22 protein-coding genes and 2 pseudogenes are annotated in these 25,770 nt (G+C 60.5%); 12 read left to right on the forward strand and 12 right to left on the reverse strand.

Going from position 1 to position 25,770, the window contains the following annotated elements; all coding sequences use genetic code 11:
• From AB4N84_RS12725 to AB4N84_RS12755, 7 genes and pseudogenes are all read left to right on the forward strand, one after another.
• Positions 1 to 1,250 (forward strand): annotated as a pseudogene (locus AB4N84_RS12725) (sarcosine oxidase subunit beta family protein).
• A 14-nt stretch (positions 1,251 to 1,264) separates the two neighbouring features.
• On the forward strand, positions 1,265 to 1,579 hold the full coding sequence (locus AB4N84_RS12730; RefSeq protein WP_074752294.1) for a sarcosine oxidase subunit delta: 315 nt from the start codon (positions 1,265 to 1,267) through the stop codon (positions 1,577 to 1,579).
• Positions 1,576 to 4,596, forward strand: coding sequence for a sarcosine oxidase subunit alpha (locus AB4N84_RS12735; protein WP_460046592.1), 3,021 nt, complete (start codon positions 1,576 to 1,578; stop codon positions 4,594 to 4,596). Before AB4N84_RS12730 ends, AB4N84_RS12735 begins: the two co-directional genes overlap by 4 nt.
• 165 nt (positions 4,597 to 4,761) lie before the next feature.
• Complete coding sequence (locus AB4N84_RS12740; RefSeq protein WP_460046593.1) at positions 4,762 to 5,394, forward strand: sarcosine oxidase subunit gamma; 633 nt, start codon at positions 4,762 to 4,764, stop codon at positions 5,392 to 5,394.
• A 125-nt stretch (positions 5,395 to 5,519) separates the two neighbouring features.
• On the forward strand, positions 5,520 to 6,377 hold the full coding sequence (gene purU, locus AB4N84_RS12745) for a formyltetrahydrofolate deformylase (RefSeq protein WP_460046594.1): 858 nt from the start codon (positions 5,520 to 5,522) through the stop codon (positions 6,375 to 6,377).
• 201 nt (positions 6,378 to 6,578) lie between these two features.
• Complete coding sequence (gene fdhA / locus AB4N84_RS12750; protein WP_074752290.1) at positions 6,579 to 7,778, forward strand: formaldehyde dehydrogenase, glutathione-independent; 1,200 nt, start codon at positions 6,579 to 6,581, stop codon at positions 7,776 to 7,778.
• 262 nt (positions 7,779 to 8,040) lie between these two features.
• Positions 8,041 to 8,637, forward strand: a complete 597-nt coding sequence (locus tag AB4N84_RS12755) for a DUF1190 domain-containing protein (protein ID WP_460046596.1) — start codon at positions 8,041 to 8,043, stop codon at positions 8,635 to 8,637.
• A 6-nt stretch (positions 8,638 to 8,643) separates the two neighbouring features.
• Here the strand turns inward: AB4N84_RS12755 and AB4N84_RS12760 are convergent, their stop codons facing one another.
• Together AB4N84_RS12760 and AB4N84_RS12765 are read right to left on the reverse strand one after the other, a co-directional pair.
• Complete coding sequence (locus tag AB4N84_RS12760) at positions 8,644 to 9,318, reverse strand: anti-sigma factor (protein ID WP_460046597.1); 675 nt, start codon at positions 9,316 to 9,318, stop codon at positions 8,644 to 8,646.
• Positions 9,315 to 9,953: a sigma-70 family RNA polymerase sigma factor gene (locus tag AB4N84_RS12765; RefSeq protein WP_460046599.1), complete on the reverse strand. Its 639-nt coding sequence runs from the start codon at positions 9,951 to 9,953 to the stop codon at positions 9,315 to 9,317. The genes AB4N84_RS12760 and AB4N84_RS12765 overlap by 4 nt, the downstream gene beginning before the upstream one ends.
• 241 nt (positions 9,954 to 10,194) lie before the next feature.
• Between AB4N84_RS12765 and AB4N84_RS12770 the strand changes: the two genes are divergently transcribed.
• Positions 10,195 to 10,749 carry a DUF2780 domain-containing protein gene (locus AB4N84_RS12770; RefSeq protein WP_460046601.1) on the forward strand — a complete coding sequence of 185 codons (555 nt, stop codon included), beginning with the start codon at positions 10,195 to 10,197 and terminating at the stop codon, positions 10,747 to 10,749.
• 109 nt (positions 10,750 to 10,858) lie between these two features.
• Here the strand turns inward: AB4N84_RS12770 and AB4N84_RS12775 are convergent, their stop codons facing one another.
• Positions 10,859 to 11,593: a FadR/GntR family transcriptional regulator gene (locus tag AB4N84_RS12775; RefSeq protein ID WP_460046603.1), complete on the reverse strand. Its 735-nt coding sequence runs from the start codon at positions 11,591 to 11,593 to the stop codon at positions 10,859 to 10,861.
• Positions 11,594 to 11,855: 262 nt separating this feature from the next.
• On the opposite strand from AB4N84_RS12775, the gene AB4N84_RS12780 reads away from it, so the two are divergent.
• The 3 genes and pseudogenes from AB4N84_RS12780 to AB4N84_RS12790 form a co-directional block, all read left to right on the forward strand.
• Entirely contained in the window at positions 11,856 to 12,962 is a 1,107-nt protein-coding gene (locus AB4N84_RS12780) for a mandelate racemase/muconate lactonizing enzyme family protein (RefSeq protein WP_074752284.1), read from the forward strand.
• A gap of 123 nt (positions 12,963 to 13,085) precedes the next feature.
• Positions 13,086 to 14,000, forward strand: coding sequence for an AEC family transporter (locus AB4N84_RS12785; protein ID WP_460046604.1), 915 nt, complete (start codon positions 13,086 to 13,088; stop codon positions 13,998 to 14,000).
• A 99-nt stretch (positions 14,001 to 14,099) separates the two neighbouring features.
• A pseudogene (locus tag AB4N84_RS12790) lies at positions 14,100 to 14,252 on the forward strand (IS66 family transposase); the annotation flags it as partial.
• Between the two features lie 203 nt (positions 14,253 to 14,455).
• Here the strand turns inward: AB4N84_RS12790 and AB4N84_RS12795 are convergent.
• Entirely contained in the window at positions 14,456 to 15,349 is an 894-nt protein-coding gene (locus AB4N84_RS12795; protein WP_460046605.1) for an acyltransferase, read from the reverse strand.
• A 195-nt stretch (positions 15,350 to 15,544) separates the two neighbouring features.
• Here AB4N84_RS12795 and rloA2 point away from each other — a divergent pair, with 195 nt between their 5' ends.
• Positions 15,545 to 16,045: a retropepsin-like aspartic peptidase RloA2 gene (gene rloA2, locus AB4N84_RS12800; protein ID WP_074752281.1), complete on the forward strand. Its 501-nt coding sequence runs from the start codon at positions 15,545 to 15,547 to the stop codon at positions 16,043 to 16,045.
• 143 nt (positions 16,046 to 16,188) lie between these two features.
• On the opposite strand, the gene AB4N84_RS12805 is transcribed toward rloA2, so the two are convergent.
• The 8 genes from AB4N84_RS12805 to AB4N84_RS12840 form a co-directional block, all read right to left on the reverse strand.
• Entirely contained in the window at positions 16,189 to 16,818 is a 630-nt protein-coding gene (locus AB4N84_RS12805; protein WP_074752280.1) for a glutathione S-transferase family protein, read from the reverse strand.
• A gap of 100 nt (positions 16,819 to 16,918) precedes the next feature.
• Positions 16,919 to 17,110, reverse strand: coding sequence for a hypothetical protein (locus tag AB4N84_RS12810; protein WP_074752279.1), 192 nt, complete (start codon positions 17,108 to 17,110; stop codon positions 16,919 to 16,921).
• The gene (locus AB4N84_RS12815) at positions 17,107 to 18,240 is read right to left on the reverse strand and encodes a PepSY-associated TM helix domain-containing protein (RefSeq protein WP_460046607.1); all 1,134 of its coding nucleotides are present in this window, start codon (positions 18,238 to 18,240) and stop codon (positions 17,107 to 17,109) included. Before AB4N84_RS12815 ends, AB4N84_RS12810 begins: the two co-directional genes overlap by 4 nt.
• Before the next feature lie 82 nt (positions 18,241 to 18,322).
• Positions 18,323 to 20,779 (reverse strand): TonB-dependent siderophore receptor, encoded by a 2,457-nt coding sequence (locus tag AB4N84_RS12820; protein WP_460046609.1) that lies wholly within the window; start codon positions 20,777 to 20,779, stop codon positions 18,323 to 18,325.
• Positions 20,780 to 21,079: 300 nt separating this feature from the next.
• Positions 21,080 to 22,069 (reverse strand): FecR domain-containing protein, encoded by a 990-nt coding sequence (locus AB4N84_RS12825; RefSeq protein ID WP_460046610.1) that lies wholly within the window; start codon positions 22,067 to 22,069, stop codon positions 21,080 to 21,082.
• On the reverse strand, positions 22,066 to 22,584 hold the full coding sequence (locus tag AB4N84_RS12830; protein WP_460046611.1) for an RNA polymerase sigma factor: 519 nt from the start codon (positions 22,582 to 22,584) through the stop codon (positions 22,066 to 22,068). The genes AB4N84_RS12825 and AB4N84_RS12830 overlap by 4 nt, the downstream gene beginning before the upstream one ends.
• 488 nt (positions 22,585 to 23,072) lie before the next feature.
• Complete coding sequence (locus tag AB4N84_RS12835) at positions 23,073 to 23,792, reverse strand: 3'-5' exonuclease (RefSeq protein ID WP_460046613.1); 720 nt, start codon at positions 23,790 to 23,792, stop codon at positions 23,073 to 23,075.
• Positions 23,793 to 23,802: 10 nt separating this feature from the next.
• A complete protein-coding gene (locus AB4N84_RS12840; RefSeq protein ID WP_460046615.1) occupies positions 23,803 to 25,737 on the reverse strand; it encodes a putative nucleotidyltransferase substrate binding domain-containing protein in 1,935 nt (644 codons plus the stop codon).
• Positions 25,738 to 25,770 lie beyond the last annotated feature (33 nt).

Consider the following 25,770-nt stretch of genomic DNA (forward strand, 5'->3'; position numbering starts at 1 on the left):
ATGCAACATTACTCAGGCTTCGGCCTCTTCAAACACTCCCTCAGCCACCACGAAAACTGGCAGCGCATGTGGCGCACGCCGACCCCGAAAAAGTCTACGACGTGGTCATCGTCGGCGGCGGCGGTCATGGTCTGGCGACGGCTTACTACCTGGCCAAAGAGCACGGCATCACCAACGTGGCCGTGGTCGAAAAGGGCTGGTTGGGCGGCGGCAACACGGCCCGTAACACCACCATCGTGCGTTCCAACTACCTGTGGGACGAGTCCGCTCACCTGTATGAACACGCGATGAAACTATGGGAAGGCCTGTCTCAGGACCTGAACTACAACGTCATGTTCTCCCAGCGCGGCGTGTACAACCTGTGCCACACCCTGCAGGACATGCGTGATTCCGAGCGTCGTGTCAGCGCCAACCGCCTGAATGGCGTGGACGGCGAGCTGCTCAACGGCAAGCAAGTGGCCGAAGAAATCCCGTACCTGGACTGCTCGAAGAACACCCGCTACCCGATCATCGGCGCGACGGTTCAACGTCGTGGCGGTGTCGCGCGTCACGACGCTGTGGCCTGGGGCTTTGCCCGCGCCGCCGACGCGTTGGGCGTGGACCTGATCCAGCAAACCGAAGTGACCGGCTTCCGTAAGGAAAACGGCGTGTGCATCGGCGTTGAAACCAATAAAGGCTTCATCGGTGCCAAGCGCGTCGGTGTGGTGACCGCCGGTAACTCGGGTCACATGGCCAAGTTGGCGGGCTTCCGTCTACCGATCGAATCCCACCCGCTGCAAGCGCTGGTGTCCGAGCCGATCAAACCGATTATCGACAGCGTGATCATGTCCAACGCCGTGCACGGCTACATCAGCCAGTCCGACAAGGGCGACCTGGTGATCGGCGCCGGTATCGACGGTTGGGTGGGCTACGGTCAGCGCGGTTCGTACCCGGTCATCGAACACACCATTCAGGCCATCGTCGAGATGTTCCCGGTGCTGTCGCGCGTGCGCATGAACCGTCAGTGGGGCGGCATCGTCGACACCACGCCGGATGCGTGCCCGATCATCTCCAAGACGCCTGTGCCGAACATGTTCTTCAACTGCGGTTGGGGCACCGGTGGCTTCAAGGCGACCCCGGGTTCGGGCAACGTCTTCGCTGCAAGCCTGGCGAAGGGCGAAATGCACCCGCTGGCCAAGCCGTTCTCCATCGACCGTTTCCACAACGGCGCCCTCATCGACGAACACGGCGCTGCTGCCGTCGCCCACTAACAGGAGAAATTCCTATGCTGCACATCTTCTGTCCTCACTGTGGCGAACTGCGCTCCGAAGAGGAATTCCACGCGTCAGGTCAGGCTCACATCCCGCGTCCACTGGACCCGGCTGCCTGCACCGACGAAGAGTGGGGCGACTACATGTTTTTCCGCGACAACCCGCGCGGCCTGCACCACGAACTGTGGATTCACGCCGCCGGTTGCCGCCAGTACTTCAACGCCACGCGTGACACCGTGACTTACGAAATTCTCGAAACCTATCCGATTGGCACCAAGCCGCAATTCGTCAACAAGGTTCCAGCCGTCGGGAAGGGAGACAAGGTATGAGCCAGTCCAATCGTCTGCCCAATGGCGGCCGCATCGACCGCAGCAAGGTCCTGAACTTCAGCTTCAACGGTCAGACCTACCAAGGCTTTGAAGGCGACACCCTGGCCGCAGCCCTGCTGGCCAACGGCGTCGACATCATCGGCCGTAGCTTCAAATACTCACGTCCTCGCGGGATCTTCGCGGCCGGTTCCGAAGAGCCGAACGCCGTCCTGCAAATCGGCGCGACCGAAGCCACCCAGATCCCGAACGTGCGCGCGACCCAACAAGCGCTGTACTCGGGCCTGGTCGCCACCAGCACCAACGGCTGGCCGAGCGTGAACACCGACATGATGGGCATTCTCGGCAAGGTCGGCGGCAAGCTGATGCCGCCGGGCTTCTACTACAAAACCTTCATGTACCCGCAATCGTTCTGGATGACCTACGAGAAGTACATTCGTAAGGCCGCCGGTCTCGGTCGTTCGCCGACCGAAATCGATCCGGACACCTACGACAACATGAACCACCACTGCGACGTGCTGGTGGTCGGCGCAGGCCCAGCGGGTCTGGCGGCTGCACTGGCAGCTGCGCGCAGCGGTGCTCGCGTGATCGTGGCTGATGAACAGGAAGAGTTCGGCGGCAGTTTGCTGGATTCCCGCGAGAGCCTGGACGGCAAGCCAGCGGCGGAGTGGGTGGCCACGGTCGTTGCCGAGCTCAAAGGCCTGTCCAATGTGATCCTGCTGCCGCGCGCTACCGTGAACGGCTACCACGACCACAACTTCCTGACCATTCACGAGCGCCTGACCGATCACCTCGGTGACCGTGCGCCGATCGGCCAGGTGCGTCAGCGCATGCACCGCGTCCGCGCCAAGCGTGTCGTGCTGGCCACCGGTACTCACGAGCGTCCGCTGGTTTACGGCAATAACGACGTGCCGGGCAACATGCTGGCCGGTGCCGTTTCCACCTACGTTCGCCGTTATGGCGTGGCGCCGGGCAAGAAGCTGGTGCTGTCGACCAATAACGATTACGCCTACCGCGTTGCGCTGGACTGGCTCGACGCCGGTCTGCAAGTCATCGCGGTTGCTGACGCCCGTCACAACCCGCGTGGCGCACTGGTTGAAGAGGCGCGTGCCAAAGGCATCCGCATCCTCACCGGCAGCGCCGTGATCGAGGCCCGTGGCAGCAAGCGCGTCACCGGTGCTCGCGTTGCGGCCATCGATGTCAAAGCGCATAAGGTGACCAGCCCTGGTGAATGGCTCGACTGCGACCTGATCGCCAGCTCCGGCGGTTACAGCCCGATCGTTCACCTGGCGTCCCATTTGGGCGGCAAGCCGGTCTGGCGTGAAGAGATTCTGGGTTTCGTACCGGGTGAAGCACCTCAGAAGCGTGTTTGCGTCGGTGGTGTGAACGGCGTCTACGCACTGGCTGACTCGCTGGCCGACGGTTTTGAAGGGGGTGTTCGTGCCGCCAGCGAAGCCGGTTTCCAACTGGTCGAAGGCGTCATGCCGAAGGCCTTGAGCCGCGTCGAAGAACCGACTCTGGCGCTGTTCCAGGTGCCGCACGAGAAGGGCACGTCCCGTGCGCCGAAACAATTCGTCGACCTGCAGAACGACGTCACCGCCGCCGCCATCGAACTGGCGACCCGCGAAGGCTTCGAATCGGTCGAGCACGTCAAGCGCTACACCGCGCTGGGCTTTGGCACCGATCAGGGCAAGCTGGGTAACGTCAACGGTCTGGCCATCGCGGCCCGTTCGCTGAACGTCTCGATTCCTGAGATGGGCACCACCATGTTCCGCCCGAACTACACCCCGGTGACCTTCGGCGCGGTAGCCGGTCGTCACTGCGGTCACATCTTCGAGCCTGTGCGCTTCACTGCGCTGCACGCCTGGCACGTCAAGAACGGCGCCGAATTCGAAGACGTCGGTCAGTGGAAACGTCCTTGGTATTTCCCGAAAGCCGGTGAAGACATCCATGCCGCCGTTCGCCGCGAATGCAAAGCCGTGCGCGACAGCGTCGGCCTGCTGGACGCCTCGACCCTGGGCAAGATCGACATTCAAGGTCCGGATGCCCGTGAGTTCCTGAACCGCATCTACACCAACGCCTGGACCAAGCTCGACGTGGGCAAGGCGCGTTACGGCCTGATGTGTAAAGAAGATGGCATGGTCTTCGACGACGGTGTGACGGCCTGCGTCGCCGACAACCACTTCATCATGACCACCACCACGGGCGGCGCTGCACGCGTGCTGCAATGGCTTGAAATCTATCAGCAGACCGAATGGCCGGACCTGAAGGTGTACTTCACCTCCGTGACAGACCACTACGCGACCCTGACCCTGTCGGGCCCGAACAGCCGTAAGCTGCTCAGCGAAGTGACCGACATCGATCTGGAGCGTGAAGCCTTCCCGTTCATGACCTGGAAAGAAGGTCTGGTCGGTGGCGTACCGGCTCGCGTATTCCGGATCTCGTTCACCGGTGAGCTTTCCTACGAGGTGAACATCCAGGCCGACTACGCCATGGGCGTTCTGGAAAAAATCGCCGAGGCGGGCAAGAAGTACAACCTGACGCCTTACGGCACCGAGACCATGCACGTACTGCGTGCCGAGAAGGGTTTCATCATCGTGGGTCAGGACACCGACGGCTCGATGACCCCGGACGACCTGAACATGGGCTGGTGTGTCGGTCGCACCAAACCGTTCTCGTGGATCGGCCAGCGCGGCATGAACCGTGAAGACTGCGTGCGTGATCAGCGTAAGCAGCTGGTGGGCCTGAAACCTGTCGACCCGAACAAGTGGCTGCCGGAAGGCGCGCAACTGGTGTTCGATCCGAAGCAGTCGATTCCAATGACCATGGTCGGTCACGTGACGTCGAGCTACGCGGCCAACTCGCTGGGTTACTCGTTCGCGATGGGCGTGGTGAAGGGCGGTCTGAAGCGCATGGGCGAGCGTGTGTTCTCGCCACAGGCTGACGGCTCGGTGATCGAGGCGGAAATCGTGTCCTCGGTGTTCTTCGATCCGAAGGGTGACCGGCAGAACGTGGAGTAAGAGGGCGAAAGTTCGCTCCCACGGTTTTGACCTGTAGGAGCGCGCTTGCCCGCGAATGCGTCAGATCAAATACATCGATGGTGACTGACACAGCGCATTCGCGGGCAAGCGCGCTCCTACAGTGAGGCGCTTCGGCAACACAACAGAATTCAAAACAGGTGCTCTATGACCACAGCCAACGTTTACCAACAGCGGCCCATGACCGACGTCAAAGTCGAGTCGCCTCTGTTTCACGCCGACCTGAAAAGCCTGGTTGGCAAAGGCCGCACCAACCCGGGTGTGGTGCTGCGCGAGAAAAAATTGCTGGGCCACCTGACTATTCGTGGCGATGCCCACGATCCAGCGTTCGCCGCTGGCGTGCACAAGGCGCTGGGCATGGAACTGCCGGGCGCACTGGCGCTGGTGACCAGTGGTGAAAGCTCGATTCAATGGATGGGCCCGGATGAGTGGCTACTGATCGTACCGACCGGTGAAGAGTTCGCGGCCGAACAGAAACTGCGTGAAGCGCTGGCCGGCCTGCACATTCAGGTGGTCAACGTCAGTGGCGGTCAATCGCTGCTGGAGCTGACCGGCCCGAACGTCCGTGAAGTGCTGATGAAGTCCACCAGCTATGACGTCCACCCAAGCAACTTCCCGGTGGGCAAAGCCGTCGGCACCGTGTTCGCCAAGTCGCAACTGGTCATCCGTCGTACCGGCGAAGAGACCTGGGAACTGGTCATCCGCCGCAGCTTCGCCGATTACTGGTGGCTGTGGCTGCAGGACGCGAGCGCTGAGTACGGCCTGGGCGTCGCGGCGTAAGCACTGATCGTTCCCATGCTCCGCGTGGGAACGCATCCCGGGACGCTCCGCGTCCCATGTGAAGGACGCGGAGCGTCCTGAACTGCATTCCCACACAGAGCGTGGGAACGATCCGAGGAATAACTATGAGCCGCGCCCCCGATACCTGGATTTTGACTGCCGACTGCCCGAGCGTATTGGGCACGGTGGACGCGGTGACGCGTTACCTGTTCGAGCAGGGCTGCTACGTCACCGAGCACCATTCGTTCGATGACCGGCTCTCCAGCCGTTTTTTCATCCGTGTCGAATTCCGTCAGCCTGATGGCTTCAATGAGGCCTCTTTTCGAGCAGGCCTGGCTGAACGGGGTGAAGCGTTCGGCATGATCTTCGAGCTGACGGCGCCGAACTACCGGCCAAAAGTCGTGATCATGGTCTCCAAGGCCGATCACTGCCTAAACGACCTGCTCTACCGTCAGCGCATCAACCAGCTGTCGATGGATGTCGTCGCGGTGGTGTCCAATCACCCCGATCTCGAACCTTTGGCGCGCTGGCACGACATTCCCTACTACCATTTCGCCCTCGACCCCAACGACAAACCTTCGCAGGAAGCCAAGGTGATGCAGGTGATCGAAGACACAGGGGCTGAACTGGTGGTGCTTGCCCGCTACATGCAGGTGCTGTCGCCGGAGTTGTGCCGCAAGCTCGACGGCCGCGCGATCAATATTCATCACTCGTTGTTGCCTGGGTTCAAGGGCGCCAAGCCTTACCACCAGGCCTACAACAAAGGCGTGAAACTGGTCGGTGCGACCGCGCATTACATCAACAACGATCTGGACGAAGGTCCGATCATCGCCCAGGGCGTCGAGGTGGTGGACCACAGTCACTACCCCGAGGACCTGATCGCCAAGGGCCGCGACATCGAAGGCCTGACCCTGGCCCGGGCGGTGGGGTATCACATTGAACGGCGTGTGTTCCTGAACGCCAACAGGACTGTAGTGCTTTGACCTGTAGGCGCGCGCTTGCCCGCGATGAACGCGGACGCGGTCTGTCTGATACACCGCGCCGCTTGGGTCGCGGGCAAGCGCTCCTACAGGGCCGATGAACGAATTCAAATCCAGAGCAACCAGTGCGTTGCAGCAACACCAAGCAACGCATTTCTCCGTTACACAGCTGCATCCATAAAAACAATTCAGCGAGGTGAAAGCATGTCTGGTAATCGTGGTGTGGTGTATCTCGGCGCAGGCAAGGTCGAAGTACAGAAAATTGACTATCCAAAAATGCAGGACCCGCGCGGCAAGAAGATTGAGCACGGCGTCATCCTGCGCGTGGTATCCACCAACATCTGCGGCTCTGACCAGCACATGGTCCGCGGTCGTACCACGGCCCAGGTCGGCTTGGTTCTGGGCCACGAGATCACCGGTGAGGTGATCGAAATGGGCAGCGGCGTCGAAAACCTGAAGATCGGCGATTTGGTATCCGTTCCGTTCAACGTCGCCTGTGGCTTGTGCCGCTCGTGCAAAGAACAACACACCGGCGTGTGCCTGACCGTCAACCCGGCCCGTCCTGGCGGCGCTTACGGTTACGTCGACATGGGCGACTGGACCGGTGGCCAGGCCGAATACGTGCTGGTGCCCTATGCCGACTTCAACCTGCTCAAACTGCCTGATCGTGACAAGGCGATGGAAAAGATCCGCGACCTGACCTGTCTCTCGGACATCCTGCCAACCGGTTACCACGGTGCAGTGACGGCCGGCGTCGGCCCGGGCAGCTCGGTGTACATCGCAGGTGCCGGCCCTGTGGGTCTGGCCGCTGCTGCTTCGGCGCGTCTGCTGGGCGCTGCTGTGGTGATCGTCGGTGACGTCAACCCTGTTCGCCTGGCGCACGCCAAAGCCCAAGGCTTCGAAATCGCCGACCTGTCCAAGGACACTCCGTTGCACGAACAGATCGCCGCACTGCTGGGCGAGCCTGAAGTGGACTGCGCCGTCGATGCCGTGGGCTTCGAAGCCCGTGGTCACGGTCATGCTGGCGTCAAGGCGGAAGCTCCGGCCACCGTGCTCAACTCGCTGATGGGCGTGGTGCGTGTTGCCGGCAAGATCGGTATCCCCGGCCTGTACGTCACCGAAGACCCGGGTGCGGTCGACGCTGCCGCCAAAATGGGCAGCCTGAGCATCCGCTTCGGCCTGGGCTGGGCGAAATCCCACAGCTTCCACACCGGCCAGACCCCGGTCATGAAGTACAACCGCCAACTGATGCAAGCCATCATGTGGGACCGCATCAACATCGCGGAAGTGGTCGGCGTGCAGGTGATCAGTCTGGACGACGCACCGCGTGGCTACGGCGAATTCGATGCGGGCGTACCGAAGAAATTCGTGATCGACCCACACAAGCTGTTCAGCGCGGCTTGATGCCGTAAGGGACAAGAAAAAGGCGACCTCCGGGTCGCTTTTTTTGTGTCTGTCGTAAGCTGTTGCAGTGAACCGCGTAGGGCATTTCTGCAATTTAGAAAGGAAATTTTGACTTACGACCCCGCTTGTATCGAGCGTCGGTTCTGCGTGCTATTTGTCCGCCCGGTTTTTTTCAGGTCGTGGGCAATACATGTTGATGCGGGCGCTACAGACATTGGTTTTCGTGTGGATCGGGGTGTGTTTTTTTGTGGTGCCCGCCGGATTGGCGAGTGACGAGCTGGGGCCGGATGCGCAGCGCTGGATTTCTTCCACCGCGTTCTTCGAGAATGCCAATGCTTGCATGTGGGCGGGTATTCCCAAGCAGGTGTGTCAGTCGGGGTATCGCTCCGCTTATCGGCAGCATGTCCGGATCGCACCGGCGTACCGTCAACAAGAGGACTGCGAGGCTGATTTTGCACCGGGCGAATGTTTTGTCAGTGGCGCCTCTCATTTATGGGCGCCTTGGCTGTCCGGTTTCTCGCTGACTACCCACGCACGACTGCCACCCTCGTCGTTGCACGCCCATCGCCAGGCGCAGAAAACGCCCGTGGACAGGTCCTGGTGGCAGCATCTTCAGGGGATCAAAGCGTCGCCGGAAGTGGCGACCCGGGTGCGGTATTTCAGCGAGCCGCTTTACTGGGAGCGCGATCATCAAGGCGGACTCAGGCTCACGAGCCTGCGTGAGAAGCTGCGCAATGGAGAACAGTTCGCCAGCGCGTTCAGCCGACGCCCGCCTGTCCGGGCAGGGTCGGCGCTCTGGACGCGTCAGCTTGCCCGGCTCTTCGAGCCACAAAGGCTGATTGACGTCGCTGTACCGTGACCAGCGTCACAACGATGCCAACTGCCCTTTGTACAGAACCGGCCCGGTCGGTTTGCCCGATGGCGAGCCACCTTTGGGTTCCAGCGTGATCGCCATTGTGGTCTGTGTCCCGAGCAATTTGCGCTGGCTTTCGTTCAGCTCGACACGGCCTTTTCCGTTGTCCGGGATGACGCCCAGCGACACCGGAACGCCATCTACCGGAATGGCCCACAGTTCAAGACTGCGACCGGTTTCCACAGACGCTACGGTGACCGGCTCGACTTTCAGATAACGGTCAAAGGCTTGCACCGTCAGCGCCGGTTGCTGGTTGGACGCGACCAGCGTGGCGTTGAAGGCAGGTGTGTCACGGTTATTGATCACGCCGACGATGACGGCGACGACCAGCGTGCAGGCCACCGCAGTAACGCGCATCCAGCTCCAGAACGGCCGTTTTTCCGGCACGTGCAGGCGCTGCGGTTCGATCCTCGCGAGGATGTGTTGCCACACGCGCTCAGGGACCGGTTGAGGCTCAAGGGATGTGGTCAAGCCGACCAGGTTTTCCTGCCATTGAGCCACTTCCGCACGCAGTGTCGGATCATCCAGCAGCAGGGTTTCAAAGCGTCTGCGAGCGGTCGAGGGCATCAGGCCGATGGCGTAATCGGCAGCCAGTGCGCGGCGCAGTTCGGGTTGGCGATAGTTCATGATTCGAGGCACCTGCGCAGACGTTCCATGCCTCGGCGTATCCACGATTTGACCGTGCCCAGCGGCGCGGCCAGCTGTGTCACCAGATCACCGTGGGATGCGCCATGGAAGTACGCGGTGATGATCGACTGACGCTGCATGCCTTCGAGCGTGTCGAGGCAGCGCTGCAGTGCTTTGGCATCCCGGTGGCTTTCCATTTGCTCGTGCGCGGAAGGTGCCTGATCGAACAGCGCCTGGGCCTGTTCGTCGGTCAGCGGCTCTTCGCGGTGTTTGCGTAACTGATCGATCGCCTTGTTGCGCGTGATGCTGACCATCCAGGTCATCGGCGCCGAGAGGTTGGCATCGTACTGAGAGGCGCTGTTCCAGATCCGCACGAAGGCTTCCTGCACCACGTCTTCAGCCTGATCGCGGTGCCCCATGCAGCGAAGGGCCACGGCAAACAAGTGTCCCGAAACCTTGCGGTAGAGGCTTTCGAAAGCGCGGCGGTTACCCAGTGAACACTGAGCCAGCAATTGCCGGAGCTCATCGGCGTCGACAGAAGAAATGGGCACTCTCCAGACATGAAAACGACGACGACCTCGTTGATCGCCCGAATGCTGGCAGGTTAGTCCAGGTTGAGCCGCAGTTCCATTCACCTTTTTTACTCGTCCGAGAAATGGGAAATCCACCGCCTGTCAGGCGACGCGGTCGCGACCCTTGCGGCTCATGCAGGGGATACGTTGCCCGCCTATAAAGTGGATGCAGGCCGGCGCATCTATTTCTCAGGTGCGGTGAAGGCTGGGCCTTTGGAACTTATCTCTGCATAAGGGTCCAACGCGTGTTTACCCGGCCATGGCCGGTTCTCTGGCAAATGAGGTGGGTTCAATGAAGGTTTCAATGAAAAACACACGCGGCGCTGCACTGGCGACTTTGATGGCGCTTGCAGCATCACCGGTCTTCGCCTTCAACCTGAACGATGCGGCGAACGCTATTTCCGGCGCCACGGGTGGACAACAGAAAGCCACCGCTGCCCCGGAAGCCGCCGGACTGCTCAACACGCTGGGCACGCAATTGAATGTCACGCCGCAACAAGCAGTGGGCGGTACCGGCGCATTGCTGGGACTGGCCAAGAACAAACTGGCCGGCAATGACTACTCCAGCCTGACCCAGTCAGTGCCGGGTCTCGATCAACTGTCGGGCACTACCGCATTGGGTAGCCTCGGCGGTCTGGGCAGCATGCTCGGTGGCAGCTCTGGCAACGGCAACTCGGCGATCAGCAGCGCGCTGGGCAATGTGCAAAGCATGGGCGACGTGAACAAGGCCTTCGGTGCGCTCGGGATGGACAGCGGCATGGTCAGCCAGTTTGTACCGGTGATCCTGCAATACCTGGGTCAGCAGGGCGCAAGCGGCTCGGCGTTGTCGGCGCTGAGCGGGGTTTGGGGTGCGAAGTAATGCTTTGACGCGCAGCAGGCATGATCGGCCGGGTATGAGGGCCAGGTATCAGGCAGGAATGAAAGCTCTCTTGTAGGATAACGAGACAACTGCCATCTGCTGATCGACATTAGAAGAAAGCGATGTCGTAGCCGAATCGGGATGCTGCACTGACGATATGCTGCCCCATGATCTGACGTGCCGCCGCTGCATTCCGGTCAGTCAACGCCTGCACAAGCTCCTCATGCTCACCGCGTGCTGCATGTGGAATATTGCTGAACACCGGGCCTCGTCGCGCAAAGTTCATGGTGATCAGTGCCCGCATCGGTTCGAGCACCGTGCGAATCATCGTCTCGAGATAGTCATTGCCAGATGCTGCGGCCACGGCCCGATGGAAGTCGAGGTCGGCGTTCACGGTGTCCAGCGTCGGTTCGCCTTCGTACTGCATTCGCAGGACCGCAGCCTGGATCGTTTTCAGCTTGTGAGCCGTCATGTGCGTCGCCGCAAGCGCGGCAGCCTGGCTTTCCAGTACGGCCCGCACTTCGAACATGTTGCGAATCGTATTGTCACCGTCCAGCAAAGACGTGGGCTTGCGCTGCGGGGAAGACTCCTCCGATTGGGGCGCTGCGGAGACGAACACGCCCACGCCCTGACGTGACTGGATCAGACCCTGCGCTCGAAGCGTCGCGATCCCTTCCCGTACGACGTTCCTGCTTACCCCGAAATTTTGCGAAAGAAACTGTTCAGTGGGCAGGCGGTCTCCGGGACGCAACCGTCCAGACGCAATCTCATCGCTCAGTGAGCGGGCGATGTGCTCAGCCAGATGAGGTCGCCGCGCCACGGGTTGAACATTCATTTCACTCATTCTTTTTCATCCTTCCGCTTGTCTTCTTAATCTACATCAGAAGACTTGTTCCCAACAGTTAAAACTGAATTTCGTATTGGTAATAAGAATTAAAATCCATATAAATCAATTAGTTGAGTAGATTTTAGACTCGGAGCCTGCGAGAGGCGCCTGTTGTTCAGTTGAAGGACAACAGGACGTCGTGTACGTTAGCCTCAACCTGGCACGGGCGAACTCAGAAAATCGCCGCGCCTTCCACGCAACCTGCTTGAGGCGAGGCCCTATGAAAATTGCCAGCATCGAAACTATTCCGCTTCGGATTCCCTTCACTACGGGCGGTCCATCGGCCGGCGGGGTGTGGGGGCCGAAAGACCTGCAGATGGTCGATTCCTTGGTGGTTAAAGTCACCACGGACGAGGGGATCGTCGGCTGGGGCGAAACCTTTGGCTTCACCGCGATACCGGCAGTGAAGGTCGTGATCGACACGATCCTGGCGCCCGAAATGATCGGCACTGATGTCACGCGGCGCGAGAAATTGCAGGGCGACCTGCAAAAGAAGTTCCACGTCTTCGGTCGCAGTGGCGCGTTCATCTATGGCCTCTCGGCCATTGACATCGCGCTGTGGGATATCGCCGGCAAAGCGGCTGGCAAACCGATCTACCAACTCCTGGGTGGCAGCGAAGCCACTTCGCTCGCGGCCTATGCAAGCTTGATCCGCTATGCCGACCCTGAACTGATTCGGGTCAATGTGCAGCGCGCGGTCAACAGTGGTTTCCGTCATCTCAAGCTGCATGAAGTGAACCCAGACGTCATCCGCGCCGCGTGCGAAGCCGCAGGCCCCGGCGTGGAAATCACCCTCGACGTCAACGCCCCGTGGTCGGTGCGTGAAGCACTGGATATGACCGAGAAACTGCGCCCGTTGAACCTGCGCTGGATCGAAGAACCGGTGTGGCCGCCGGAAGACTATGCGGGCCTTGCACGGGTACGCCAGCACGGCGGCATTCCGGTTGCGGCTGGCGAGAATGCGTCGACGCTGATGGACTTCCAGCATCTGCTTGAGGCTGGCGCGGTCGATTTCATCCAGCCCAGCCCGGCAAAAATGGGCGGCATCACCGAACTGCAAAAAGTATATGCGCTGGCCAATGCCCATGGCGTCACCGTGATGGTTCACGCCTTTTATGACGGCCCGGGCCTGTTGGCCGCCGTGCATGGCAGTGCCGCCCTGGGTGGTGCGAAGTCTCTGGTCGAGTGGCGTTACTTCGATCTCGAAGCACAACTCTATGGCGACGCAATCATCCCGCGTAACGGCCGCATCGACGTGCCGCAAGGGCCGGGGCTTGGAATCGAGCCGGACCAGGACGTCATTCGAGACTACCGCTTCAAACCCTAACCGACCACTTGATCGACGCCAACGCGACCACCGCCGTTTCGGCATCGATCAGCCACGACGACATTCTTGATAAAAATAAATACGAGGATTGAGCACATGTTAGACAGAATCGTAGGGCCGATTTTGCCCGTCGCCTTTGTGATCGCGCTTGGCTACATCGCTGGCAAGCGGGGCCGGCTCACTCATTCGGACAGCCTGCTGATCAGTCGGCTGGTACTCGGATGGATTTTTCCGGCACTGCTATTTGTCGGGATGGCGAGCACGCCTCGTGAACAGCTCTTTGACTTCAAATTCGTAGCGGCCACGTTTATCGGCATCATGGGCATGTATGCGATCGCGCTGGCAATTGGCTGGTTCACCACGCGCAATCTCAAGGTCGCAACACTCAAGGGCTTCGTCAACGGGTACCCGGACGCCGCCTTTATGGGCATCCCGATCCTCGCGACAATGTACGGAGCCGGCAGCATTTATTCGGTGCTGGTGCTGAACCTGGTCGCGAGCCTTGCGATGATCCCGCTGACAACCATGCTACTGACTATCGCCGATGGAAAAGGCAGTGGCACCCAGGCGTTCGTGTCGAGCCTGTCGGGAGCGGTACGCCGTCCGCTGATGTGGGCACCGGCTCTTGGCATTCTGATTTCGCTGCTGCAGGTCAAGCTGCCGCCGATTGCTGTGGAGTCACTCAATCTTCTCGGTAAGGCAACGCCTGGTGTTTCCCTGCTGTGCCTGGGACTGATCATGTCGTCCGAGAAACTGAAAATGTCGGGTGAGGTGTGGGGCAACCTTGGGCTCAAACTGTTTGTTCACCCCGTGCTGATGTTCGCCGCCACTGTGTTGATGGGCACCCATGGGATTTACGCCCAACAGATGATTCTGCTTTGCGCGCTTCCGTCGGCGACCATCCCGGCGATGTTCGCGAATCAGACCGGCGCCTATCAGAGTGAAGCCGCGACCTCCATCCTGGTCAGTACAGTGCTGTCGATCGTGACTTTTTCTTTCGCGATTTACCTGATTGATGGAGGACTGGCCGCAGCCTGACTGCTGATCCCGAACGGCGGGGTATGAGGCACTCGTGTCGATCATGTTGAAAAGGCGTGTACGTCTGGCCTATACCGCCGGGCCGTTCTCTGATCGGCGGCGCTCGTTTACGGCTTCAGCCCGAGCTGCCCAGACGAACATGCCCGAAACATCCTTGCAGCGGGAATGGCGAGTTGGTTTGCGACGACTTCACTGGCTGCAAGGCAGGTTTTGAGTTGGGTTACCGAGATCGGCTGCATGGCCCATGCACGGCACACGATGAGTCTACAGTGGGCCGATTCCAGCTAGTGAGGATACCTGGCACTTGTCAGGTGCCGTAACAGGTAAGGATTTTGGTCAGGGTTGCTTTGTTTTCAGGTTTGAGTAGCGTATCGACAGTGACAGCGGGCAAGGCGATCAAGGCTGAGTTGACTTGGGCGACATGAACAAGGTCTTCGGCGCGCGCCTGAAAAGAATCAGCCGCTTGTCCGTTCTCCCTGCAACGCCTGTATCCGCGCATCTTTCTCAACCCACAACCGATTCACCCATTCCTGCACGTACTCACGAAACACCGGGTCGTTCTCGTAATCGCCTTGCCATAGCGCGGGGTCGAGTTCGCAGGTCTGGATGTCGATGATCACCCGTGGCACCTGACCTGAAATCAGGTCCCAGAAGCCGGGAATACGGGCGCCGGGGTAGACCACTGTCACGTCGAGCACCGCGTCCAGTTGCTCACCCAAAGCGGCAAGAACAAACGCCACGCCGCCTGCTTTGGGCTTGAGCAGGTAGCGATAGGGCGAGGCCTGTTCGGCGTGTTTGACCGGGGTAAAGCGTGTGCCTTCCAGGTAGTTCACCACCGTGACCGGCTGGCGCTTGAACAGCTCGCACGCTTCTTTGGTGATCTCCAGATCCTTGCCTTTGAGCTCCGGGTGTTTCGCCAGGAACGCTTTGGTGTAGCGCTTCATGAACGGATAATCGAGCGCCCACCACGCCAGCCCCAGGAACGGTACCCAGATCAGTTCTTTCTTCAGGAAGAATTTGAAAAATGGCGTGCGACGATTCAGCGCCTGGACCAGCGCCGGGATGTCCACCCACGATTGATGGTTGCTGATCACCAGATAAGACGTGTCGCCGCGCAGTCCCTCGTGGCCGCTGATTTCCCAGCGCGTCGGGATGCACAGCTTGAAGATCAGCTTGTTGATCTCGACCCAGGTCTCGGCAATCCACATCACCGCCCACGAGCAGCGGTCGCGCAGTTCGCTCTGGAACACCAGTTTGAGCAGCGCGAAGACCATCAGCGGGCCGAACAGCACCAGGGTATTGAGCAACAACAGCAGCGTGACAGCGATACCGGTGAGCAGGTGACGCATAAATCACTCGTGGTCATGAAAAGGGCTGGCAATGATAAGCAGCTATGCCCCGAGAGCCAAATCCAGCGGTCGCTCACAAATGTTTCACGCGCGGAGCCGTAGGATCGTGTTCTACCTTAGTGAGCGAACGAACGGCAAAGTTGCGGTCTAAAATCGGGCCCGTGCGACGCCCATTCATTGCGAGGAATCTGTTACGTGAAATCCCTTCTGGCGCTTCTGTCCCTGCTGGCGTTGCCCGTCATGGCCGCCGAACCGACGTTGTATGGTCGCTATGAATACATTCAGGTCTCTGAAATTGGCGAGACCTTCAAGGCGAAAATGGACACCGGCGCCCTGACGGCGTCGCTCTCGGCCAAGGATATCGAACTGTTCAAACGTGATGGCGACGACTGGGTGCGTTTCCGCCTGGCCACCAAGGATGCCGATAACAAGGTCTACGAGCACAAAGTGTCGCGCATCAGCCGTATCAAAGGCCGCTCCGATGGCGAGGACGACGATGAACCGGTCGACCCGACCAAGCGCCCGGTGGTGGATCTGGAACTGTGCCTGGGCAACGTCAAGCGTACCGTCGAGGTCAACCTGGTCGACCGCAGCCACTTCAACTACCCGCTGCTGATCGGCGCCAAAGCCTTGCGCGAGTTCGGCGCAGCGGTGAACCCGGCGCGTCGTTATACCGCCGACAAACCGGAGTGCTGATAGAAGGCCCAAGGGGCGACGCTGATCAACTGTGTGCGAATTCATTCGCGATGCGGTGGTACATCCGATGAATGTCGATCGACCGTCCCGGCGTCTCGCGAATAAATTCGCTCCCACAGGGAAATCAGGCGAGTCTGCGGGATTCACGCAGGTGGCTGGGTCTCCAGCATCGACGGACGCTGGCTGACTTCGTAATACCAGTTGGCAAGGCGCGGGTAGCGGCTGCGCCAGCCCAGATTGGGTTGGCGGAAGTCGAGGTAACCGAGCGCGCTGGCCAGGCTGATCGACGCGATGTCGAAGTGCGCACTTAGCTCGGTGACCGCTTCGGTTTCGAAATAGGCCAACGAGCGGGAAATTTTCTCGCTCTGGTTATCGACCCATTCGTCCCAGCGCTTCTCTTCGGGCCGCAGGAAGGTTTCGTAGCGGTTCAGCACCGCGGCATCCAGCACGGCGTCCGCCAGGGACGCCAGCGTGAGGCGTCTCCAGCGTGCTGAGCCGTCGCGTGGAATCAAAGGATTGCCAACATGCTGGTGGTCGAGATAATCGAGGATCACCCGACTGTCGTGTAGGACATTGTCGTCGGCCAGGCAGAGCGCCGGGATTTTTCCGCACGGATTGTCGTGGCACACCTCAGGGTGAGGATTGACCGGGGTGACATTGACCGGTTTGAAATTGACCCGTCCTGTCTGTCCTGTTTCGTGCAGCAGAATCAACACTTTGCGCGCGAAAGGCGAAGCCGCGTTGTAGTACAGCGTCATGCTGGGAGCAGACATGGGCATTCCTCTGGTCGAACCGGCCCTTAGACTAGTCAGGCCCAGAGCGCTGCGCAATGTCCGGCCGCAACGGGCCGAACAGCCGACGCGATTGGCGCCATTAAATCCTGCGGCGCACCATCAACCCCTTGATGCTCAGCCACGCTGGAATCGCCATGCCCACCCAGGCAAGAACATCCCACGCGCCATCGCCCAGCAGCGCGGCGAACAGGCCGATGGCGGTCAGGAGTGCGATCCAGGTTGGCTTGGCGAAGGTTTTCCAGAACGCCGGGTGCTTTTTGTGCCTTGTCATGCCGCTTCCACCGCTTGAGGCACGTTGACGGTTGCTGCGGCGCGACGGCGCACCCACCACAGATAGACGCCACTGCCCAGGACGATGATGGTCAGCACGTCGAGAATGCCCCAGAGGATTTTCATCGGCATGCCACCGTAATCGCCGAAGTGCAGCGGTTGCGAGAGCAGCAACGCGTCCATGTACCAAGGGCTGCTGACGATCGCGGTTACGTTCAGGGTTTCGGCATCGATCAGCACGGGCGTCAGCAAGTGGGAGGTCAGGTGCGTGTTGCCCTTCATGAACACCGCGTAGTGGTGCTCGCTGGAAAACCGCGAACCGGGGAACGCGATGAACGATGGCTCCGAGCCCGGAACGGTGGTCTGCGCGATGCGCAGCAAGTCGGTTGCCGGTGCGCGCTCCGTCAGTGGTGGCGCATCGCGACAGGGGGCAACCATCGCGGCCAGCGAGTCGTTGCGCCATTGCGCGATCACGAGGTCGGCGCAGGCATTGAGCACGCCGGTCAAGCCGACGACAAAGGCCCAGGTCAAGGTGACGACGCCGATGAGGTTGTGCAGGTCAAGCCAGCGCACCCGGGTCGATTTGTTCGGCCGCACGGTGGCGAAATCCAGTCGGCGCATGAACGGGGCGTACAACACCACACCCGAAATAATCGCTAACACAAAGAGCAGGCCCATGAAGGCCAGCAGTAACTTGCCGGGCAGTCCTGCGTACATGTCCACGTGCAGACGCAGCATGATGTTCATAAAACCGCCGTTGGCCGATGGGGTTTCCACCGCCTCGCCGCTGCGCGCGTCGAGCATGAAGGTGTGCGTGTCGTTGGGATCGCCACCCGCCGTTTTGCCCATGAAGGCATACATGCCGTTGGGCTCGTCTTCGTCCCAGCCGAAATACTGCACCACTTCGCCCGGACGATGCGCTTGGGCCGCTTTCACCAGTTGCTGCAGATCCATGCGCGGCGTATTGGCGGGCATTTCCTTGAGGACCGGTGCCCCACCCGTCAGCTCCTCGATCTCGTGGTGGAACACCAGCGGCAGACCGGTGATGGCAAGCATCAGCAGGAACAGCGTGCAGATCAGGCTGCTCCACGTGTGGATGAACGACCAGCGGCGGATGGTTTGGCTCTTCATGGGGCAAATACCGGGTTGAACGAAAGCTAAAAGGGCCGCTGTTAAGAGCGGCCCTTGTTTTCAGAAATGAGAGTTTAAACCATTACCATTTGTAATCCACGCTTGCGAGCACACTTCGCCGATCGCCGTAGTAGCAATAGAAGCCGTCGCAGGTGGAAATGTATTCCTTGTCGAAGACGTTGTTGGCGTTGACCGACACGCTCACGCCTTTGAGCGAGTTGTTCAGACGGCCTAGGTCGTAATGAACCGCAGCGTCATAGACGGTGTAAGCGTTGCTGTGGCCGTAGTTCGGGTTGGCCACGAAACCATAGCTGCCGATGGCAATGTTGTCGGTTTCGCCGATGTAACGCGCACCGAACCCGACACCGAACCCGTCGAGCACGCCGGTGTGCCAGGTGTAGTCACCCCAGATAGAGGCGGCGTTTTCCGGCGTCAGTGGCAGTGGACGGTTTTTGTCCAGCGGATCGGTGACCTTGGTCATTTTGCTGTTGGCGTAGGTGTAGGAAGCCGTCACTTTCAGGTTTTCAGTGACGTTACCCACCGCTTCCAGTTCGAAACCACGGACCTTGGCTTCCCCGAGCGGACGCGATGTGCCGAAGGTATCGCTGAGCACGATGTCTTTGCGGGTCAGGTCATAGGCCGCAGCGGTAAACATGATGTCGCTGCCGGGTGGCTGATATTTCAGGCCCACTTCGTATTGCTTGCCCGTGCCGGGTTTGAACGCGTTGCTCTGACCGGTAGTAACGTCTGCCGCACCGCCTTGTTCCGCCTGAAACGACTCGGCGTAGGAGATGTAAGGCGTGAAGCCGGAATCGAAGACGTAGCTCAGCGCCGCGTTGCCGGTAAAGGCACTGTCGGTGCGGTCGTCACGTTCGTCAGCGAGGTTGTAGAACTTCGTTTTGGTCTTGAGCAGGTCCTGACGACCGCCCAACGTCAGGCGCCAGTTGTCCAAAGCCAGCTGATCCTGAACATACACGCCAAAGTCGTCGGTCTTCTGGTTGTAGTTCTGGAACGCGGTGTAGGCGACGTTGCTGAAGTCCTGGCCGTACACCGGGTTGATGATGTTGCTGGTCGGCGCGCTGCCGTACTGCCACTTGTAGTTGTGGTTGACGCGCTGGTAGTCGGCACCGAGCAGCAGGGTGTGCTTGACGATGCCGGTGTCGAAGTCGGCCTGGAAGTTGTTGTCCAGCGCGAACTGGCTGATGTCCTCGTTCACGATGTTGGCGCCGCGCTGCACGGTGCCGTCATCTGCAACCGAGCCGTAGTAACCGCCGGCGGTGATGCCCTGGAACGACAGATCGCTCTTGGTATAGCGCAGGTTCTGCTTGAGCTGCCAGACATCGTTCAGGCGGGTTTCGAAGGCGTAGCCCAGCGCGTAATAGGTCTTGTCGTAGAATTCCCAGTCCGGATCGCCCAGGTTTTTGTGGTAGCGAATCTCGCCGGCCGCCGACGGGTACTTGGTGCCCTGAATCGGCAGGAACTGGCTGGTGATGCCGGTATCGTCGCGGTTGAACTGGCTGAGCAAGGTCAGCTTGGTGTCCGGGTTGATGTTCCAGATCAGGCTGGGGGCGATGTTGTAGCGCTTGTCATCGATGTGCTCGACCGACGTGCCGCTGTCGCGCACCACCCCGCTCACGCGGTATTCGAAGGTGTCGGCATCGTCGATCTTGCCGGTGCTGTCGAAGCTGATCTGCTTGCGGTTGTAGCTGCCCACCTGAATCTGAACTTCATGGCTGGCCTGGGCTTCAGGACGACGACTGACCATGTCCAGCAGGCCACCCGGAGGCGTCTGGCCGTACACCGAAGAAGCCGGGCCGCGCAGCAGAGCGACGCGGTCCAGGTCCCAGGTTTCCATCTTCGGCATCACGTAGGCGCCCTTCGGCAGCGGCAGGCCATCAAGGAACTGGGTCGGCTCGAAGCCGCGCACCTTCAACCACTCGGCGCGGCTGTCGCTGCCATAGCTGCTGGCCACAACGCCAGGCATGTAGCGCACGGCGTCGTCGAGGTTCTGGACCGCGCGATCTTCCATTTGCTGACGGGTGGCGACAGAGATCGAACGTGGCGCTTCAATCAGCGCCGTGTCGGTTTTGGTGCCGGAGGCGGTGCGAGTGGCGGCGTAGGTTTCGGTCGGTCCCCACGCGCTTTCAAAACCGTCCTGACGCCCCTGAATGCTGGTTTCAGGCAGTGCCATCACGCCCTCAGGTGCTGCGATCAGGCTGTACGTGCCTGCCGTGGTCTGGCTCAACTGCAAACCCGTGCCACGCAGCGCTTGCGCCATGGCGCCGGGTGCGTCGAACTGGCCCTGGACCGGGGCCGACGTACGGCCGGCGGCCAGCGACGGGTCCAGCGACAGGGCGATGCCGGCCTGACTGGCGATCTGCGTCAGCGTAGTCGACAGCGGTGCCGCTGGCAGATTGTAGGCCCGAACGCTGGACGCCTGAGAGGCCGCCAGCAGTTGCGTGCTGGCCAGCGGCGTCGCAAGGGCGACAGCGGCAGCGAGCAAGGTCGGTCGCAGAAGGGTTTGAAGCGTGCGGGACATGGGCGGCTCCTGAGTGGAAAGTGTTCTCAATGCCTATGTGCCGGACGAGATCGGGAAAGTGATAGGGCTAATCGAAAATAATTTAGATTCACACTTTGCGGCCGGGCGATTTGACTTCATGCAAGAGCGACACTCTGGATTGCCCCCGAGAAGCTGGAGACCCATCCAGCTTTTTGGAGGAAGTCCACTCTGTGGGAGCGAATTCATTCGCGATGAGGTATTTCAGACGATGAATATCTATCGACCGTCCCGCCGTCTCGCGAATGAATTCGCTCCCACAGTTTTTCACTTGTGACAGCGCTACAGCTTGCTGGCCGGCTTGGCTGCGCTGGCCACCACCGTCACCCACCAATGCGTGCGCTGCTCGATTTCAACCGGCAGGGTCGGCATCAACGCCTTCAAGGCCAAGTCGGTGTCTTTCAGCGGGAAGCTGCCGGTGATGCGCAAATCCGCCACTTCCGGCGCCACGCCCAGATGGCCCTGACGGTACCGGGCCAGTTCTGCGATCACGTCCTTGAGCGGTGCGTTATCCACCACCAGCATGCCGCGCATCCACGCGTCGGTTCCAGGCGCGAGCGCAACCATCGGGCCAAGGCTGTGCCGCTGAATCAGCATTTGCTGGCCTTCACGCAGGATCATTTCGGTGTCGGCGGCTTGCGGATGAGCCGCGACGGCGGACTGCAGGACGCTCAGCAACGTCCCGTCGTCCTCGCGCTTTACCAGAAACTTCGTCCCCAGCGCACGCATGCTGCCTTCGTCGGTTTCGACGATGAACGGCCTTGGGTCGTTATGGCTGCCGGTTTCCACGAAGATTTCGCCGTCTTGAAGAACCACCCGACGCTGCTTTGCATCGAATCGCACGTCCACTGCGCTGTGGGTATTGAGACGAATCAGGGTGTTGTCCGACAGACGAATCGTGCGTTGCTCGCCGGTCGCCGTGCGCAGATCCGCCAGCCAGTAATTGACCGGCAGATAACGGTCGCCGAGAAACAGGGTCAGCCCCAGCGCGATGGCGACACCCGCAACCCCGCGGCCGAGCTTGCGGACCTGGCGGCCAACACCTTCCCGCGAACGCAGCAGCGCGGAACGCGCCGGGCCGGTGGTGCCGACAAAGCGCTGGTCGAGCATGCCGAGTTGCATCCAGGCGCGGGCGTGTTCTTCACTCGCGGCGTACCACTTGGCGAATTCTTCGCGCTCCGCTTCGCTGCCCTGCCCGCAATCCAGGCATAACTGCCAGGCGATGGCGGCGTCGAGCACCTGCGAGGAGACCGGGCGGGTGGTGATGCTCATGTCGGTTCGCCGTACAGCGCGACATAGCACTGACGCATGCCCTGAGCCAGATACTGGCGTACGCGGGGCACGGAAACACCGAGTTTGTCGGCAATTTCGGCATGGGCCATGCCGTCCAGACGGCTGTACAAAAAGGCCGCGCGCGCCTTGCTCGACAGCTTGCCGAGCAAACGGTCGATGGCCTTGAGGTCGTCGAGGATCAGTTGCCGCTCTTCCAGTGAAGGCTGTTCGGCTTCCGGAATCAGCATCAGTTCGGTGAGATAAGCCTGTTCCAGCGCCGCTCGACGGAAGTAGTCGAACAGCAGACCTTTGGCCACCTGAACCAGAAACGCCCGGGGTTCACGGGGTTCGGTCAATTGCTCCCGGCCAAGCAGGCGTGTGAAGGTGTCCTGACTCAGGTCTTCGGCACGGTGCGGGCAGGCAACATTGCGTTTCAGCCAAGCCAGCAACCAGCTGCGATGGTCGCGATAGAGCGTTCCGACAAGCTGATGTTGAGGACGATGAAGTGACGACACGACGCACCGAAGAGAACAAAGTAACTAACGAGAATTATTCGCGATTGTGTCAGAGCCAATGAATGCTGGCAATTGGTCGTTATCACTCTGCGGCTGAACGGTTTGGGCGGGGGAATTAAAAGCTGTATTTGGAGCACATCCCTGTGGGAGCGTCATCCGCGAGGCATCGGACCCACGCGTGACCTGTAAGACGTCCGAGGTTACGAGGGCAGCGAATGCGATGGGACAGCCAATGACGACGTCGGCTGACATGACGCCTTCGCCAGCAAGCTGGCTCCTACAGAGTCTGTGTCAGCCGCGAATCCGAGTGACGCCGAGAAACCTGTAGGAGCAGTCGGAGGTTACGAGGGTCTGGGCCGCACTCGGACGAAAGCGGTGGAGAAGTCAGCGTTGATGGCGCTGATTCTCCACATTCCTCGGAACACCGCCCAGACCACGCTCTCTCCCAAAGGGTCTGTGGTGAACCAGCCGGACAAAACGTCATCCGCTCAAAACGAATGGGATTGCTGCCGGCGTCGCCACTTGGCCAGGCATTGGTCCAGCTGTGCGGGGCTGTCAATTGCCTGCTTTCGCGCATGGCTGAACAGGATCAGCGCGAGTTCAGCGGTCACCAGTGCATCGGCGCTGGCGTGATGACGTTCTTCGGCGTGCAAGCCAAAAAAGGCGGTCCAGTCATCCAGCCCTGCCTGACGCAGACAGGCCTGCGGGCACAGCATCGGCGCGATCTCGGCCACGTCCAGAAACGGGTGTTGCAGGCGATACCCCAAGCTTTCCTTTAAGGCACGCCCAATCATGTGTTGATCGAACGGTGCATGGAACGCCAGCAACGGGCTGTCGCCGACGAACTCCATGAAGTCCAGCAGCGCCTCGACCGGTTCACTGCCCGCGGCAATCGCACTCGGCCCCAGCCCGTGAATCAAGACGCTGGGGCTGAGTTTGTGATCGTGGCGCAGCAGCGTGCGCTCGAATGGCTGACCAAAATCGATAGCGCCGTCTTCGATGACCACCGCTCCGATGGACAGCACCTCGTCACGGCTCATGTTCAGGCCGCTGGTCTCCAGATCGAGCACCACCCAGCGTTGTTGACGCAGCGGGTTTTCATTCAGGGCCGCAGGGCGGGGCAGCTCGCTCAGGCGCTGCAGTTGCTCGGGTGTAAGGTCTGGCGCTTTTGCGCGCTTGGGTGGTTTTAGCCACTGAAACAGGTTCATGGTCTGTCGCTTAAAGTTGATAACGCACGGTCAGGCTGGTTTGCAGGCGCTGCGCCTGACGGAATGACTCACGCAAAATCCGCCGGTCCAGGTGATTGAGCACGTCTGGATCGATGCGGTTGGAATAGGGCAGGTTCTGTCGGCTCTGTTGTTGGTGCTGTTGCATCCGGGTTTGCTGGATGAAGTGATAGGCCTCTTCATAGGCCGCGCCGTCCAGTGGGTCGATGACTTCTTTGGCCACCAGCTGACGCAGGCGTTCGAGCGTGTTGTTGGCCCCCACGCCGTTGGCCAGCGCGAGGAGCCGCGCGCCGTCCACGAAGGGGGTGAGGCCTTGAGTTTTGAGGTCCAGCGTGTCTTTTTCGCTGCCTTTGCGCGCCACCACGAAATCCTTGAAGCGCCCTACGGGCGGGCGCTGGCGCAAGGCGTTGTCGGCCATCATGCGCTGGAACAGCTTGTTGTCCCCTACCTGCGCCAGAATGCTCTGCCGCAGTTGCTCGCCAGCGCTTTCATCCCCCCAGACCACGCGCAAGTCGAAATAGATGCTGGAGGACAGCAGGTTTTCCGGCGTCGCCTCGCGAATGAACGAACCGAACCGCCGCGCCCATTCAACCCGCGACAGGCACAGTTCGGGGTTACTGGCCATGATCCCGCCCTTGCACAGCGCGAAGCCGCACAACGCCAGACCCTGGTTGATGCGCTCGGCTATCGGCAGCAGGCGGCCGCGGATGGCGGCGGCTTCAGCGGCGTCTTTGGCCTCGAACAGAATGCCGTTGTCCTGGTCGGTGTAAAGCGTTTGCTCGCGACGGCCCTCACTGCCGAAGCACAGCCAGCTGAAGGGAATGCCGGGGTCACCTTTTTCCTCCAGCGTCAGCTCGATGACGCGACAGACCATGTGGTCGTTGAGCAGCGTGATGATCTGGGTGATCTGCGTCGAGGACGCGCCATGGGCCAACATGCGGTCAACCAATTGCACGATGTCGCCGCGCATATTGCCCAGCGAATCGATGCGCGGGGCGCTGCGGATGGTTCGGGCCAGGTGCACCAGGTCCACCCGTTGCAGGGAAAACAGGTCGCGCTCCGACACTACGCCACACAGGCGTTGATCCTTGACCAGGCACACGTGGGCGATGTGCCGCTGCGTCATGGCGATGGCGGCATCGAACGCGCTGGCATCGGGGCTTAGATAGAAGGGCGCCTGAATCATGCTGAGCCTGATCGGCTGGCCAAAGTCAGCGTTCACGTCTGCAACCACCTGACGCAGATCACGCAGTGTGAAGATGCCCAGCGGCGCCTTGGCGTCGTCGACGATCACGATACTGCCGACCTGCTGCTCGTCCATCAGCTTCACGGCTTCACGCAGCGGCGTCTCGGGCGAACAGGTCACGGGGTGACGCATCGCCAGTTCACCCAGACGCGTGTTCAGCGAGTACTGCGTGCCGAGAGTTTCCACGGCCTTCTGCTTTACTTGCTGATTGACCTGTTCGAGCAGGCTGCTGACGCCTCGCAGGGCGAAATCGCGGAAGGCGCTGGAGAGCGCGAACAGCTTGATGAATGCCTGTTTGTTCAACTGCAGGCAGAACGTGTCCTCGGCTGCCAGGTGCTCGGTGCGCGTGGCGCGTTCGCCCAGCAGAGCGGCCAGGGGGAAGCATTCGCCCGTGGTGATTTCAAACGTGGTTTCAGTGCCGCCTTTGGCCGAATGTGGGCGTTCACCGACCACCCGACCCTGTTTCACAATATAAAAGTGCTCTACTGGCCCATCGCCAGGCTTGATGATGCTCTCATCCGTAGCGTAGAAACGCAGCTGGCACTGTTCAACCAGGTACGCGAGATGCGCATGCTCCATCTGGTTGAATGGCGGGAATTTTTGCAGGAATTGCATGGTGCCGTGAACGTTCTGCAACACGGCTGTTTTGCCTGCCTGGGTGAAAGCGTCCGCTTTGCTCATGACGGGGGTACCACTTGTTTTTATGGCTCCATG

The organism is Pseudomonas sp. S2_H01 (assembly GCF_054668305.1).

Coding starts and splice junctions, on each gene's coding strand:
- AB4N84_RS12730 (WP_074752294.1), top strand. CDS start 1,265: ATGCTGCACATCTTCTGTCCTCACTGTGGCGAACTGCGCTCCGAAGAG.
- AB4N84_RS12735 (WP_460046592.1), top strand. CDS start 1,576: ATGAGCCAGTCCAATCGTCTGCCCAATGGCGGCCGCATCGACCGCAGC.
- AB4N84_RS12740 (WP_460046593.1), top strand. CDS start 4,762: ATGACCACAGCCAACGTTTACCAACAGCGGCCCATGACCGACGTCAAA.
- purU (WP_460046594.1), top strand. CDS start 5,520: ATGAGCCGCGCCCCCGATACCTGGATTTTGACTGCCGACTGCCCGAGC.
- fdhA (WP_074752290.1), top strand. CDS start 6,579: ATGTCTGGTAATCGTGGTGTGGTGTATCTCGGCGCAGGCAAGGTCGAA.
- AB4N84_RS12760 (WP_460046597.1), bottom strand. CDS start 9,318: ATGAACTATCGCCAACCCGAACTGCGCCGCGCACTGGCTGCCGATTAC.
- AB4N84_RS12770 (WP_460046601.1), top strand. CDS start 10,195: ATGAAAAACACACGCGGCGCTGCACTGGCGACTTTGATGGCGCTTGCA.
- AB4N84_RS12775 (WP_460046603.1), bottom strand. CDS start 11,593: ATGAGTGAAATGAATGTTCAACCCGTGGCGCGGCGACCTCATCTGGCT.
- AB4N84_RS12780 (WP_074752284.1), top strand. CDS start 11,856: ATGAAAATTGCCAGCATCGAAACTATTCCGCTTCGGATTCCCTTCACT.
- AB4N84_RS12795 (WP_460046605.1), bottom strand. CDS start 15,349: ATGCGTCACCTGCTCACCGGTATCGCTGTCACGCTGCTGTTGTTGCTC.
- AB4N84_RS12805 (WP_074752280.1), bottom strand. CDS start 16,818: ATGTCTGCTCCCAGCATGACGCTGTACTACAACGCGGCTTCGCCTTTC.
- AB4N84_RS12810 (WP_074752279.1), bottom strand. CDS start 17,110: ATGACAAGGCACAAAAAGCACCCGGCGTTCTGGAAAACCTTCGCCAAG.
- AB4N84_RS12815 (WP_460046607.1), bottom strand. CDS start 18,240: ATGAAGAGCCAAACCATCCGCCGCTGGTCGTTCATCCACACGTGGAGC.
- AB4N84_RS12820 (WP_460046609.1), bottom strand. CDS start 20,779: ATGTCCCGCACGCTTCAAACCCTTCTGCGACCGACCTTGCTCGCTGCC.
- AB4N84_RS12825 (WP_460046610.1), bottom strand. CDS start 22,069: ATGAGCATCACCACCCGCCCGGTCTCCTCGCAGGTGCTCGACGCCGCC.
- AB4N84_RS12835 (WP_460046613.1), bottom strand. CDS start 23,792: ATGAACCTGTTTCAGTGGCTAAAACCACCCAAGCGCGCAAAAGCGCCA.
- AB4N84_RS12840 (WP_460046615.1), bottom strand. CDS start 25,737: ATGAGCAAAGCGGACGCTTTCACCCAGGCAGGCAAAACAGCCGTGTTG.